The organism is Edaphobacter sp. 4G125 (assembly GCF_014274685.1).
Taxonomy (GTDB): Bacteria; Acidobacteriota; Terriglobia; order Terriglobales; family Acidobacteriaceae; genus Edaphobacter.
Genome location: NZ_CP060393.1, coordinates 633,067 through 647,203, shown reverse-complemented (window position 1 = coordinate 647,203; position 14,137 = coordinate 633,067). Strand labels below are relative to the sequence as shown.

Below are 14,137 nucleotides of genomic sequence, written 5' to 3'. Positions count from 1 at the left end.
GCGGCGTGAAGTTGATTGTCGGACTCGGGAACCCCGGGATTGAATATCAGTTCACGCCGCATAACGCCGGGTTTCTGGCCATCGATCGCATCGCGGAGGATTGCGGTGTTGTCGTCAGCAACCGGCGAGGAAAGGCGCTGACGGCGAAGGCCAGGCTTGCAGGACAAGAGGTTCTGCTGGCTAAACCCGAAACCTTCATGAACCTGAGCGGGCTTTCGGTTGCCGCCCTGGTGAACGAACTCGGCATTGAGAACGTCGCGCAAGACGTGATCGTGATCTATGACGAGCTGGCCTTTCCCATGGGCCGCTTCCGCATTGCGGAACGCGGTTCGGCGAATGGGCACAACGGGATCAAGTCGATCCTGGGCGCGCTCGGAACAGAAGATTGGCTGCGCATCCGCATCGGGGTTGGAAAGCCCGCGCTGGAGGATGGCAGAGAGGTTAAGGCGGGAGGCAGGGACTATCTGCTGACGCCGATGCGCAAGCAGGAGCTTGCGACGCTGGATGAAGTGCTCGATCGCGTGAAGCTGGCGGTCGAAACGGTACTGACAAAGGGTGTCAGTACTGCGATGAATGAGTTCAACCGTCGTGAGGAGAAGGATTCCAGCGACGGGAAGTAGAAAACGCAGTAGATTCCATACCGGCTCAGCAGATCAACGCAGAGCGGTGCGAAGCAGAACTTCGCAGAAAGAAGTGAACGTATGAGCCGTAAATATGAAGTGATGTACATCGTCCGTCCGGACCTGGAAGAGGCAGACCTCGACAAGCTGGTTGAGGGTTTTGAGAAGAACGTCACCGATGGTGGCGGCGAAGTTGTCTCCACCGAGAAGATGGGCCGTCGTCGCCTGGCCTACACGGTGCGCAAGTTCAACGACGGTATCTATGTGCTGATGACGATCATCGCTCCCGGAGCGTTGGTGGGAGAAATCGAGCGCCGTCTGCGCGTCTCCGAACAGGTGATCAAGTTCATCACCGTCCGCATCGATGAGGAAGAGAAGCGTCTGTCCAAGATCAAGGCCATTCGCGACACGAAGGTTAAGCGCAGCACTTCGACCGAGAGTGGAGAACCCGCCCCCGCTGAGGCAGCTCCTGTAGAACCCGCCGCCGTTTAGGATTGCGGCCGCAATAAGTTCTGCGTTGCCATGAGGCATCGCAAATTGACAACGAACCGCCTCGAACCGCTTCCGTACCGCCCGCAAGGGCAGCATGTCCAAAGACACCACCGCGTGGCTGGAGCGACAAAAGGCCCAACGAAAAGAAGAGAGGAATTCAACCCATGGCTGACGAAACTACCAGCACACCATCTCCTGAACAAACTTCCCGTCCTGCTTCTGGCGCAGGTCGTCCGGCTCGACCCGCCGGCGCTCCCGGTGCGGGCGGCCCTGGCGGACGCAAGTTCTTCCGCCGCAAAAAAGTCTGCAAGTTCTGCACCGAGAAGATCGAAGCCATCTCCTACCGCGATGTTCGCCTGCTGCAGGGCTTTGTCGCCGAGCGAGGCAAGATCGTTCCGCGCCGTCTGACCGGCGTTTGCACGCGCCATCAGCGCCACCTCTCGCTGGCGATTAAGCAGTCGCGCAACATCGCCCTGCTTGCCTTTGCCACGCGCTACTAACTTTTTGCAGGCCGCCCCTGACATACGGCCTGAGAACGAATTGGAGATTGCAATGGAAGTCATTCTGAAGGAAGACATCAACAAGCTCGGCCATCGCGGCGACGTCGTCAAAGTCGCTGAGGGCTATGGGCGTAACTACCTGCTGCCGCAGAAGCTCGCAATTGAAGCGACCAAGGCAAACAAGGCCGTGATCGAGCAGATGAAAGCCTCGGCCCTTCGCAAGTCCGCGAAGGAGAAGGTCGACGCCGAGGGACTTTCCAATCAGCTCGGCGAAGTCGAACTGATCTTCGAGCGCAAGGTGGGCGAGCACGACCACCTGTTTGGCTCGGTGACCTCGAGCGACATCGCGCACGAGCTCGAGGCCAAGGGCTACACCATCGATCGCCGTAAGATCGCGCTCGATGAGCCCCTCAAGAGCCTGGGCGAGTACCACGTTCCGGTGAAGCTGCACCGCGAAGTCACCAGCCACGTAAAGGTTGTCGTCAAGAGCGACCAGCCCGAGGCCGAGGCAGTACAGGCTCCTGCTGTTAGCTAATTCGGCAGATAACGAGAAAACAAGAGCGGAGCCATAAGGCTCCGCTCTTGTTTTAGTTATCACTGGCATTGAGTGAATGCCAGGGTTCCCACAGAAATGGAGAAGTTGTTCGACAGCGCATAGGCCTGCGTCTTCTGCTCAGAGGGTGAGCAATTCATCTGGCCACCCGAAGAGCTCACAAAGGCTATACCGTCTACAACATATGTAGCCAGAGGGGCGCTCTGTGTCAACGTCACTCCGCTGGACGAATAGGTACCGACGTAGGAACCGCCGGCTGGAAGCGTCATTGTGTAGTTCACACAATCCCCACCCGCTCCACAGCTGGTCGACGACTGCGTTGACAGGGACAACGTGGCCGAGTGCTGCGTTGCTGTCGGAAGCAGCGGAATGGTGTAGGTGGCGGCCTGCGTCGCCGTTCCCACAGTCTCCAATGCACTCAATGCAACATCGACAACAGTACCGGCGTTCACGCTGTTCTCTGAAGTAACAGCTCCTTGAAGAGTTGCGCTACCCTGCGTTCCCACAGTTGCGACGTACAGATTGACATTGCCAGTCGTCTCTCCGTTGGTAATGGAGGTGACAATGGATGGCTGGTACGCTATTCCGTCCGAACGTACGCCGACGATCACAACGTCGTAAGTTCCTGCTGGAATCGGGCAGAAGACGAAGCTACCATCAACGTTTGCCAGCGTGGACATCACGATACGGTCTACACCGGTAGCATCCTTCTGCTCCAAAGCGACTAATACGGTGCCATTTACAGGGCTGCCGGTCGTTTTGTCGAGCACTTTACCGTTAATCGATGTAGAGGTTGTACTGACTTCTCCTGCATGGAGCACCGGCTTCAGGCGAAACTGTCCGTTGCCATTCTGCACAATGGACGCACACGTATCGAAATCAATATTGAGATCCTTGGTCTGCCCCGCCGTGACATTAAAGCCACCTGAGGCAATCTGGCCGGAAGGAATCTTCAGACCTGTTTTGGTCTCGCTCGAAAGCTGAAGTGTATGCACGCTATTGTCTGAGGCCAAAATGACACAATTCGCTGAGTTGCCACAGGGACTATTGGCAATAGTGGTGTTGTTGTCGGCAAGAATCAATCGAATCTGCTGATAATTTCCTGCCTGGAGTTGCTGGACATCTCCAAGTGTTGCCAGAAAACAATTATTACTCGCCTGTCCGAGAAGGTCGATCTGTTGAGGTTGTTTCGAGAGATTAGGAGTCAGATCCTTCCAACCTGAGTCGCTATTTCCTGCGGTGGAACTAACGTTCGCCTGAACATCAGTAATGGTTACGTACACATGAGAAAACGGGCCACTTGGGCCCGCACATGTTGCCGGATCGCTAATGCTGACCTTCACCATTCCTGTCCCGGTACCTGAAGAAGAACTGTCACCACAAGCTAGAATTCCTACTCCGGCGACGGTAAAGCTTACTACCAGGAAAAAAGCCCAAATTTTGCTTTTCATTTTTTTCGTTTCGCACAGAAACTGCGATACGCCTCCATTTGTTGGGATTTACTCCAACCGAAGAGACATCCAAAGCCTCTATGCAAACAAACCACAGGGAAACATGACTGCAAAAAATTGCAATGGCGCAAAAAATACTACACCCATTTATAACAACAATTAAACTAAATAAGTTGCCTTCTGCGTGGAAAGATGTATCGGAGATACTCTCAAATTATCAAGATAACTTATTGCTAACAAAGGGTATCTGCGTGGCATTTCGACCAGAATCGCACTCTATCCCAAATTCAGCGTTCACTAGACGTTGAACTTGAAGAATAGGATGTCACCGTCCTTCACAACGTACTCTTTGCCTTCCGAACGTAGCAGGCCCTTCTCTTTGACGGCCTGCTCGCTGCCGTATTTGAAGAGGTCGTCGCAGGAGTAGCAATCAGCTTTGATAAAGCCGCGCTCGAAGTCTGAGTGGATCACTCCAGCAGCTCCGGGAGCTTTCGTTCCCCTACGAATAGTCCAGGCACGGACCTCTTGCACGCCGGAGGTAAAGTAAGTAATCAGGTCGAGCAGTCGATAAGCCGAGTGAATCAGCCGGTTAAGTCCCGGCTCCTTGAGGCCGACCGATTCGAGGAACTCCGTACGCTCCGCTGGCTCAAGCTGGGCAATTTCGGCCTCGAGTGCGCCGCAGATGCGAACGACCTGCGACCCCTCTTCAGCAGCACGCTTTTCGACGGCCTCGGTGTAGGCGTTGCCGGTTGTCAAAGCTGCTTCATCCACGTTCGCAACATAGAGCTGCGGCTTTGCTGTGATGAGGAAGAGCTCTCGCGCGGCGGACCATTCGTCATCGGTCAGGTCGGCGGTGCGAGCAGGCTTCCCTGCTTCCAACGTTGCCTTCAACTTCGCCACTGCAGATGCCTCGGCCTTGATCTTCGGATCCTGTGTGTTGCGGGCCATCTTCTCGACACGCTGCGAGCGCTTCTCGACGGTATCGAGATCGGCCAGCATCAGCTCAGTGTTGATGACGTCGATATCATTCAATGGGTTTACAGATCCGGCGACGTGGACGACTTCGGGATCGTCAAAGCAGCGCACCACGTGCGCGATGGCATCGGTGGCACGGATGTGACCGAGGAACTGGTTGCCGAGCCCTTCGCCTTTGCTGGCTCCCTGTACCAGACCGGCGATGTCGATGAACTCCATCGTGGTGGGGACCGTCCGGTTCGGAACGACGAGTTTAGTGATCTGATCCAGCCGTTCATCCGGTACAGTCACGGTGCCGGTGTTGGGATCGATGGTACAGAAGGGATAGTTCGCCGCCTGGGCCTTGGCCGAGGTAAGGGCGTTGAAGATGGTGGACTTGCCCACATTGGGCAGCCCGACGATTCCACAGTTCAAAGGCAAGGGAGTTCCTCTATTCCGTCGAGCGCATTCGGCTCAAAAAAGGTGTCTCTTACAGGATAGTCGATCGAGGTGGATTTACGCCTGACGATGGGCTTTGAAGCGCCGTACCTTCATACGATTTCCGCAGATCTTCATATCGCACCAGCGGCGCGTGTGGTTTTTAGTGGTATCGAGAAACAGCCAGCGGCACTCCAGATTGGCGCAGGCGCTGACTCGCTGCGCGGCTTCGGCAATCAGCAGCTCGGAAGCAGACTGAGCCAACAGCCAGAGTGGAAGCTGCAACTCCGAATCCTCACCCGCAGACCAGGACAATTCAAAACGAGACTTATTCCAGCGGAGCCTGCGATTGGTCTGCGCCATGTGGAGATACTGGTCGAGCTTGAGGGTCGCAGCGACTGGAGGCACAACTCCATCGACCAGCGCATAAAAGACCTGCGCCATCGCCTCACGCAATTCAATCGCGCGACGAAAGACCTGCGCCGGATCGTTTTCTGTCGAAGAACGGCGCAGACGGCGATGCTGCTCTGCCGTAAGCAGATTGGCCTGTGCCGCGAAACGCAGAAGGTCGGAGTAATCGGCCAGCAACTCCTCCGATCCGGATTCACGAAAACGCCAGTCCAGCGTATTCACAAAATCCAGGACGGGGTGGCTGGCGACGAGCTCAAATGGTTTCGTCACTCTTCTTCTGGGTAACCTCCAAAAGCATCTTTACAGGTTAGCTAGAGACTGTAAAGATGGTAACCATCTATGTCGAATTTGATGGTTAGCACTTCAGAACGAAAAAAATCTATTGACCTGGGAGTGCTTCTCGCTTTTCTGGCGATCTACATCCTCTGGGGCACGACGTTTCTTGCCATCCGAATCGCCGTCGCAGAGGTCCCGCCGTTATTTGCGGCAGGAACGCGCATGTTCGTTGCCGGAACCGTGCTCTTCGGCTGGATGCTGGCAAAGGGCACGCCATGGCCGAACGCACGTCAATGGAAGAGTCTGGCACTGATGGGCTCCCTGATGTTCGTGTTGGACTATGGCTTACTGTTCTGGGCTGAAAAGTCTGTCCCCTCGGGAATTGCGGCTGTTCTATCGGCAACAGTTCCGCTGATGACGATTGCTCTGGAGATCTTCGTCTTCCGGATGCAGCCGTTTCGCTGGAGCCTAGTAAGTGCAGTAATCCTGGGTTTTGGTGGCGTCGGCGTACTGATGATGCCGGATGCGCGCCAACCGCTGCCAGTCCTGCCGTGTGTCGCCATTCTGGTCGGAACGGCAGGGTGGTGTCTTGGCACGGTGTTGAGCAGGAAGCTGACGCTTCCGGAATCTCGCCCCATGACTTCAGGCGGTGCGATGATGATCGGCGGTGCAGTGCTGCTGTTGCTGTCGGCGGGGTTTGGTGAACTTCATCCGTGGCCACATGTTTCGCTCAGGGCAGCATTGGCAATCGGTTATCTGATTACCTTTGGATCGTTGCTGGCATTTACGGCTTATGTGTGGCTTGTGCAGAAGATGCCGGCGAGCACAGTCTCCAGCTATGCGTATGTAAACCCGGTTGTAGCTGTGGCCCTGGGATACTTCGTTGCCGGGGAAGCGATTACGCCACGAATGGCGATGGGAGCGGCGCTGGTACTGGTGAGCGTATTTCTAATTCTGCGAGCCAAGAAGTAATCTCGTTATGCGGCAAAACAACCTCTGCCGTAAGCATCTAAAGTAAACGAGATTTGGCCCTGATCTTTTGAATGAGGAAGAACCATGGCACACGAGAACTCGCACGACCTGGAGCGGTTTCTGGCGGCCCAGGAAAACGTCTACGACCAGGCTCAAGCTGAGTTGCGTGCGGGCAAAAAACGCAGCCACTGGATGTGGTTTATCTTTCCGCAGATCCAGGGGCTTGGGTCGAGCGAGATGGCGGAGCGTTATGCCATCTCTTCCCTAGAGGAAGCGAAGGCCTACCTGGAACATCCCATCCTCGGAACAAGGCTTCGAGAGTGCACAGGTATTGTCCTCAATCTGGAAGGAAAGACAGCTATCGAGATCTTCGGATATCCAGACGATCTGAAATTCCATTCGAGTATGACGTTGTTTGCACATGCGGCAAGCATGTCGGAAGAGGACCTGATCTTCAGCCGGGCGCTGGACAAATATTTTGTGGGCAAAGAGGATGCTGCGACCATTACCTGGATTTGAACGAGTCGGGACATCGCAGATATGTCAACCGATAGATGAATGCGGGGATTTCTCGATTGCGCGATCGAAATGACACCTGGGCAAGGGCGCAACCGCAGATCCTTCGACTTCAATTTGGCGCGCTAAAGCACACCAAATTCCGCTCAGGATGACACATTGTGAATAGACGATCGAATCTGTCGATACACCCTAGGTGGTTGTCTGTGCGCGGCGCAGCTCCTCTGAGAGCAGGATGGCATCGGCGATCTCGCGCATGGACTTACGACGCTGGCGGCTCTCGCGATGCATCATCTGGTAGGCCTCGTCTTCGCTGAGCGAAAGATCGCGTTGCAGGATGCTCTTGGCGCGATCAACTGCCTTCCGGGTTTCGAGCCGGTTGGCAAGCTGAGCGTTTTCCGTCTCCAGGCGAGCCCGCTCGATCTCGGCCCCCACGAGCGCTCCAAGCGTGGAGAGTAGACGAACCTCGTGCGTTGTATGCCGATAGGGCAATCGATGCTGCAGGTTAATGACGCCAACGACGCGTCCGGCGCACATGATGGGCGTGCAAAGCATGGCTTCAAAGTGATCTTCCGGCAGCCCTTTGAATGCCTTGAAGCGAGGATCGTTCGATGCTCCAGATGCGAGTGCGACCGGTTGACGATGCTTGGCAACCCATCCGGTAACTCCCTGCCCGATCTGAATATCGATCTGATCAACCAGATCGGCATGAGGGTTTTTGGAGGCGCGCATGACGAGGTTGTCGCCCTCAAGCACATAGATGAAGCAGGAATCGCATGGAATCACGCCTGAGATAAAGCTGACGATGCGATCGAGTACAAGATGAAGAGAGTCGGCCGCGGCGATACGGCTGCTAATCTCGTGAAGAAAGTCGATCTGGGCCAAACCATCGCGGAATCCAGCCATGGTCGGGGTGGAAGGAGCAACGCGGCGCACGGATTTTGGAGTCTCTTCGGCCTCAACGGTCTCGGCAATGACACCTTCAATCCTGCGATTGCGCTTTTCTTCCCGCAGACGAACAGAGTATTGCGCAGCTTCATTGACCAGAAAGCCCATCTTGGGCCGAGAAGGCTCAAAGTCTGGTTGGATTTCATAGTGTGCTAGCTCTTCAGAGGTTGTCGGGCCGATCGAGAGGATCACGATGGATTGCAACGCTTCAGGCAGTTGATCAGCGACTCCCATCTGTTCAGCGACTTGAAATAGATGGATGACCTGTACGGCAGTCATAAACAGAACGACATCGATCGAACCATTAAGGAGTCCTGAGACAGCCTCGCGCAGAGGTTGCAAATCTTCGGGTAACGCCCACTGATAGACAGGAACCTTGGCGAGACTTTGGCAGCGGCCGCTGAGCTCGGTCAGAAGCTCGGGGTTCGAGGCGCCGTATTCCTGAAGGACAACGTTCATCTGTGCAAGGGAGTCACCATACTTTGCATCGATGGCTTGTAACATCTCTCGCCAAGTGCTCGGCTCTTCGGAGACAACGTGCACAGGAATCTTAAGTTCACGTAAGGCTGTCGCAGGTTTCGCTCCACGAGCGGCAATCTTTACGTTGCGAAGAGCGGCGAGGAATTCCTCGCGGTCGAACCGCTCCTGAACAACGTTGAGAAGAGTGCGAACGCCAACTCCAGTAAGAAAGATGATGAGGTCGTAGTCTCCACGCAACAGACCAGCAGCAAACTCGAGCGCAGCCTCGTTGGACTCGAGACCGATCTCGCGCATCGAAGGCACGACGATGGCCTCGCCGCCATAAGTGCGAATCAGCTTTTCGACTTCTTTCGCACGGCGGGACTCCAGGGAAAGGACACGGAGCCCCTTGAAGCTTGCATGCGCCACGCTTCCTCCAATCCAGGATCATCAAGGGTTATTTCCGCTGCGTCGTGGCAACAGCGCTCGCGCAAGGGCAGGGCAGCGAGCAAGAAGATATTTAAATTTTAGCCGCAGCGTATCCGCGAGGCAACGCGAAACCTTTTTGCCTCCGGGAAACATCGCGCCTTACAGGCGATCAGAAGGTTAAACGGCTGGTCAGCACAAGACCGTGGTTATAGCTGTGGTACTGTGAGGTGGCGATCTGCATTCCGCCACCAAAGACAATTCCAAGCCTGTCTCTGGGATTCTCACGCAGCTTGATACGGCTGACGATCAGGCCAAGGGTCAGGAAGGTCTGGTTTCGTCCATCGTTTGGTCCGCCGCGATAGAAGCTGGAGTTTACCTCGAGTTCGGGCCAAAAGTATTTGCCTACTTTGTATTGCGCCACAGTGTTCCAAGAGATCGTGCGGCCGATTGTCCGCACAGAACTAGTGGGCAGAACACCGCCGAGGGCAGACTGGATCACCAACTTGCCAAAGCCTTTGCCGCCAACCACGGTCGGAGTCAACGTAGAGACGGCTGTTCCGTTTTTGTAGCTTCCGGTAGGAACCGAGAAGGCCATCTGCACGGCGGTGGAGTAGTTGCCACCTTCATTACGAGCGAACATGCGGTATTTCGCAACAAAAGATAGATCACCTGCTCCATCTTTAGCACTGGAGTTGTGCTGAATGTAAGGTGGCAGGTTGATGTCGACCTCCGTACGGGCAAAAGGGATGAAGTTGACTCCTTTGCCGTTGTCATAATTCCAAGTGGTTGTATGAGTGGAGGTGTACTGGCGCACAAAATCCACGCGCGCCAGTTGAACAATGACCGCAGACGGCGAAACCACAGGAATAGGCCAGCCGGGCTGTTTGGCAGAGGTTGAGCGAACGCGATCCTGCCAGGCATGGAAGAAGCCGGATTGTGCAGAAACCAAAGGACTGCCGAACACAAAAGCAAGACACACGACAGCGGCTGATTTAAACATGAGAATCCTCCGAAGGGTGATGGGAACAACATCCGCTGAAGTACAGAGGAGTTTGACCTGCCTTGATGAGGGAGGATTTCGCGGGGAATCACTTCCTTCGAGGCACGCAAAACGCAGGCTCACAGGAGCTTTTCTTTAGACGGATGTTGTATTTGGGACAAAGCTCCCGTCCACACTGGGTGGTATCCGGAGAGCCTGGCCGCATCCACTGACACTTCAAGGTGTCAAATTGAGAGAGAAGGGGTGTTGGTATCGTGCCATGTCTTTTGTGTCACGACAAGGCACAAATTCATCGTCATTGAGAAATTCACTTGCGGCCAGGGGGATTTGCTTCTAGTATGCAGATACGCCCACTGATGGCGTGATTAAAGCGGTTTGCACCTTCGGATGTGCGAGCGGCTTTCCCGGTTCTTCTTTCCTTTTCTTTCAAGCTCCCTGAAGAGCACTGATGATGGTTCGCGGTCTCATGACCTGCGATGCCCTTTTCGGCCTGCGCATCTTCGTGATCGCGCCCTGCACCTTAGGAGCTTGTAACGTGAGCCTCGGCACTACGATCAATCCGTCGGATTTTACCGAAGAGCAGAAGCAGTATCTGCAAGGCTTCTTCACCGGCGTTGCGCAACGACCTATGCCGTTTGTGGGGCACACCGCTGACGGCTTGATTACAGCAGATCGATCTTCCGGGCTTCCAAACGAGGCAGCAGCTGTCGAAACAGAAGAGATGTGGTTCGAGACTCCCGTCTCAGATATCTGCAAAGAAGAGCGCTGGAAACGCGAGCAGGATCCCTTTGCGATATGGGACAGAGTGCTTGCATACAACAATCAAAACCTTGCTCCAACAGAAGACGATCGCTTCCGTTTGAAATATTACGGTCTGTTCTATGTCGCTCCTGCGCAGGACTCGTTCATGCTGCGACTTCGCATTCCAGGAGGTGTGCTACAGGCCCATCAGTTTCGCGGGCTGGCAAAGCTCACGGAGGGCTATGGCTCGGGGCGCGCTGATCTAACTACGCGCAGCAATATTCAGATTCGTGAGCTTCAGCCGCGCGATATCGTGCGCGTGTTGCACCAAGTGCAGTCGCTGGGTCTATCGTCTCGCGGCACTGGTGCTGACAACATCCGCAACATTACAGCCTCGCCCATCACGGGACTCGACCCACAGGAGTTGATCGATGTTGCTCCATTGGCTGAGGCAATGCAGGCTTACATTACGAACTCACGCGATATGTATGAACTTCCGCGCAAGTTCAATATCGCTTTCGATAACGGTGGGGCGATCTCAACTGTGGTCGATACGAACGATATCGGCTTTGCGGCAATACGGATTGGAGAGGGCCACAGCGTTCCTGCTGGAGTTTACTTCCGCGTACTTCTCTGCGGCATTACTGGGCATCGCCAGTTCGCGACAGATTGTGGTCTGTTGCTTCGGCCAGAGGAGATCGTCGCGGTAGCTGCCGCAATGGTAAGAATATTTCTGCGACATGGCGATCGCACCAATCGTAAGAAGGCTCGCCTAAAATACCTCGTTGACGAGTGGGGGACGGAACGGTTTCTGCAGGAGACGGAGAAGCTGTTGGCGTTCCCATTGATTCGTGTTCCGCTCGCGGAATGCGAGCCGCGCCGACCAATTGATCGTACGGCGCACCTGGGGATCCATCCGCAATCGCAAGCTGGACTTCATTACATTGGCGTGTCCGTTCCTGTTGGACGGCTTCCTGCAGAACAGATGCGGAAACTTGCGGAGATTGCCGAGCGATTCGGGAATGGCGAGCTTCGTCTGACGGTCTGGCAGAACATCCTCATTCCGAACATTTCCGCTACGTCGATTGAGGCTGCTTGCCAAGCGATCCGCGATGCTGGGCTTGATATCGAGGCTGGAACTGTGCTGAGCGGGACCGTTGCATGCACTGGAAACAAGGGCTGTCGTTTTGCTGCAGCAGATACGAAAACACATGCGGTTGTGTTAGCCCGCCATTTGGATGAGCGATTCCCGATTCTCGATCAGCCGGTCAATCTTCATGTCACGGGATGTCATCATTCGTGCGCCCAACACTACATCGGCGACATCGGCCTGATGGGAGTGAAGGTAGGGGGCGAAGAAGGATATCAGGTTTTGATTGGCGGAGGATCCGATCAGGACCAGGGAATGGCCCGCGAACTGATCTCGTCGATTCAGTTCAAGGACCTCGCGCCAAAACTCGATGGGCTTTTTGAAGCGTATATTGCGCAGCGAAAAGCCGGCGAGACTTTTCTGAATTTCACGCGAAGACACGATATCGAAGCGCTGCGGTTGTTCTGCGGACTGGAGGACAAATAATCATGCAGACTGTTCCTTTTATTCCAGACAACGCTCCTTTTACTCCTGAGCAACGAAGGTGGCTCAATGGCTTCCTGGCGGGTTTATATTCCTCTGCACAAATTGCGAGCCCGGCGGTCGATCCTCCGCCTTCGCTGAAGATCGCCGTGTTGTATGGATCGCAGTCGGGCACAGCAGAAGGACTTGCGCGTAAGGTTGCGAAAGAGCTGAAGGCAAAGGGACATGTAGCATCACTACATTCGTTGGAGGGCTATACCCCAGCCTCGCTGCTTGCAGAAAGCTATGCAGTCATAATTGCCAGCACCTACGGAGAGGGTGAGGCTCCTGATAACGCACGCCCCTTCTACGAGCAGCTCTGCCTGGAGCACTTTCCTTGCTGCGGAAACCTTTCGTACGCGGTGCTTGCGCTTGGAGACTCCAACTACGAACAGTTCTGTAAGTTCGGGGTCGATCTTGATAGCAAACTGGCATCGCTTGCAGGTACGCGACTCTGCGAGCGAGTAGATTGCGACGTCGATTTAGACGAAAGCTTTGCACAGTGGAAAAGCATATTGTTTGCTCGCCTGGATGAGATTGTTGCTGCGCGACCCTCTCATTCGCCCATAGCAGCGATGCCAGGCTTACTCCCTTCTGCAAGCAAGAAGGAGATCGCTCCATCACATACGCGAGAGAATCCCTTTCTCGCTCCACTCGTTGAGAAACGTCCACTGACTCACGATGTATCAAGCAAACTGACTTTGCATCTGGCATTCAACATCAGCGACTCCAATATCCGGTATGAAGCGGGGGATGCCTGTGGCGTAATACCACGAAACGACCAGCTTTTAGTAGACGAGATTCTTCATTTGCTGAGCTTCAGTGGTTCCGTGCCTGTGCAGCTGCCAAAGGGCGGAACTGCAACTTTGCAGGATGCGCTTCTCGGCCATCTCCAGATCTCATGTCTTACACGAAAAGTCGTAGAGGCCTACGCAACGATCGGAAGATGTAAAGACCTCTTTGCTCTTTTAGCACCGGGGCAGCAGGAGAACCTCGGCAGCTATCTGTATGGCCGTGGGCTGATCGATCTGCTGTATGACTATCCTGGAGTACTGCGCGACCCTGCTGATCTTATCGCGATGCTGCCGCGACTGGCTCCGCGCCTTTATTCAATCTCGTCGAGCCCCTCTGCTCACGCGGGAGAGATCCACACAACGGTGGCGGTTGTTCGCTACCACGCGCATAATCGCGATCGTGGGGGAGTCTGTTCGACGCTGTTTGCAGATCGCACCGATCCAGGCGAGGCTCTTCCGGTTTACATCCAGCCCAACAAGCGGTTCCGGCTCCCTACAGATTCCACCGCTCCAATCATTATGATCGGCCCAGGTACGGGGATTGCTCCCTTCCGTTCATTCCTACACGAGCGGCGCGCCACTGGAGCTTCAGGACGCAACTGGCTCTTCTTTGGCGAACGCACCGCCGCAAGCGACTTTCTATATCGCGAAGAGCTGGAGAATATGAAAAAAGATGGCCATCTTACCCGGCTCGATCTAGCTTTCTCCCGCGATCAGGAACGCAAGATCTATGTACAAAACCGAATGATGGACCAGGCTTCGGAGTTTTGGAAGTGGCTCGAAGACGGAGCCAGCATCTATGTCTGCGGAGATGCTTCCCGCATGGCAAAAGATGTGGACACAACCCTGCACACTATCGTTGAACAGCAGGGGCGCCACAGTACTGAGGATGCAATGGAGTATGTGCAGCAACTGAAAGAGCAACACCGATATCACCGTGACGTTTATTAATTTTTCCAATTCAAGCTAAT

The 14,137-nt window shown here is 54.8% G+C and carries 13 protein-coding genes; 8 read left to right on the top strand and 5 right to left on the bottom strand.

Annotation, left to right across the window (positions count from 1 at the left end; translation table 11 throughout):
- Positions 1-5 precede the first annotated feature (5 nt).
- The 4 genes from pth (at position 6) to rplI (ending at position 2,147) form a co-directional block, all read left to right on the top strand.
- Positions 6-620 carry an aminoacyl-tRNA hydrolase gene (pth, locus tag H7846_RS02690; protein WP_186695011.1) on the top strand — a complete coding sequence of 205 codons (615 nt, stop codon included), beginning with the start codon at positions 6-8 and terminating at the stop codon, positions 618-620.
- Positions 621-701: 81 nt separating this feature from the next.
- Positions 702-1,112: a 30S ribosomal protein S6 gene (gene rpsF, locus H7846_RS02685; protein WP_186695010.1), complete on the top strand. Its 411-nt coding sequence runs from the start codon at positions 702-704 to the stop codon at positions 1,110-1,112.
- A gap of 164 nt (positions 1,113-1,276) precedes the next feature.
- Complete coding sequence (gene rpsR / locus H7846_RS02680; protein ID WP_186695009.1) at positions 1,277-1,612, top strand: 30S ribosomal protein S18; 336 nt, start codon at positions 1,277-1,279, stop codon at positions 1,610-1,612.
- A gap of 52 nt (positions 1,613-1,664) precedes the next feature.
- Positions 1,665-2,147 (top strand): 50S ribosomal protein L9, encoded by a 483-nt coding sequence (rplI, locus tag H7846_RS02675; RefSeq protein WP_186696143.1) that lies wholly within the window; start codon positions 1,665-1,667, stop codon positions 2,145-2,147.
- A 59-nt stretch (positions 2,148-2,206) separates the two neighbouring features.
- Here rplI and H7846_RS02670 read toward each other — a convergent pair whose 3' ends face one another.
- The 3 genes from H7846_RS02670 to H7846_RS02660 all read right to left on the bottom strand — a co-directional run bounded on the left by H7846_RS02670 (position 2,207) and on the right by H7846_RS02660 (position 5,689).
- The gene (locus H7846_RS02670; RefSeq protein WP_255460808.1) at positions 2,207-3,616 is read right to left on the bottom strand and encodes a DUF4382 domain-containing protein; all 1,410 of its coding nucleotides are present in this window, start codon (positions 3,614-3,616) and stop codon (positions 2,207-2,209) included.
- Positions 3,617-3,913: 297 nt separating this feature from the next.
- Positions 3,914-5,011, bottom strand: coding sequence for a redox-regulated ATPase YchF (ychF, locus tag H7846_RS02665; protein WP_186695008.1), 1,098 nt, complete (start codon positions 5,009-5,011; stop codon positions 3,914-3,916).
- Between the two features lie 75 nt (positions 5,012-5,086).
- Positions 5,087-5,689, bottom strand: a complete 603-nt coding sequence (locus H7846_RS02660) for a CGNR zinc finger domain-containing protein (RefSeq protein WP_186695007.1) — start codon at positions 5,687-5,689, stop codon at positions 5,087-5,089.
- Between the two features lie 69 nt (positions 5,690-5,758).
- Between H7846_RS02660 and H7846_RS02655 the strand changes: the two genes are divergently transcribed.
- Both H7846_RS02655 and H7846_RS02650 read left to right on the top strand, forming a co-directional pair.
- Entirely contained in the window at positions 5,759-6,667 is a 909-nt protein-coding gene (locus H7846_RS02655) for an EamA family transporter (protein WP_186695006.1), read from the top strand.
- Positions 6,668-6,751: 84 nt separating this feature from the next.
- Complete coding sequence (locus H7846_RS02650) at positions 6,752-7,186, top strand: DUF1810 domain-containing protein (RefSeq protein WP_186695005.1); 435 nt, start codon at positions 6,752-6,754, stop codon at positions 7,184-7,186.
- Positions 7,187-7,375: 189 nt separating this feature from the next.
- Here the strand turns inward: H7846_RS02650 and H7846_RS02645 are convergent, their stop codons facing one another.
- Positions 7,376-9,019, bottom strand: coding sequence for a uroporphyrinogen-III synthase (locus H7846_RS02645; RefSeq protein ID WP_186695004.1), 1,644 nt, complete (start codon positions 9,017-9,019; stop codon positions 7,376-7,378).
- A 169-nt stretch (positions 9,020-9,188) separates the two neighbouring features.
- Positions 9,189-10,019: a transporter gene (locus tag H7846_RS02640; RefSeq protein ID WP_186695003.1), complete on the bottom strand. Its 831-nt coding sequence runs from the start codon at positions 10,017-10,019 to the stop codon at positions 9,189-9,191.
- 448 nt (positions 10,020-10,467) lie between these two features.
- Here H7846_RS02640 and H7846_RS02635 point away from each other — a divergent pair, with 448 nt between their 5' ends.
- Both H7846_RS02635 and H7846_RS02630 read left to right on the top strand, forming a co-directional pair.
- Positions 10,468-12,336: a NirA family protein gene (locus tag H7846_RS02635; RefSeq protein ID WP_255460807.1), complete on the top strand. Its 1,869-nt coding sequence runs from the start codon at positions 10,468-10,470 to the stop codon at positions 12,334-12,336.
- A gap of 2 nt (positions 12,337-12,338) precedes the next feature.
- Positions 12,339-14,117: a sulfite reductase subunit alpha gene (locus H7846_RS02630; RefSeq protein ID WP_186695002.1), complete on the top strand. Its 1,779-nt coding sequence runs from the start codon at positions 12,339-12,341 to the stop codon at positions 14,115-14,117.
- The last annotated feature ends 20 nt before the right edge of the window (positions 14,118-14,137 follow it).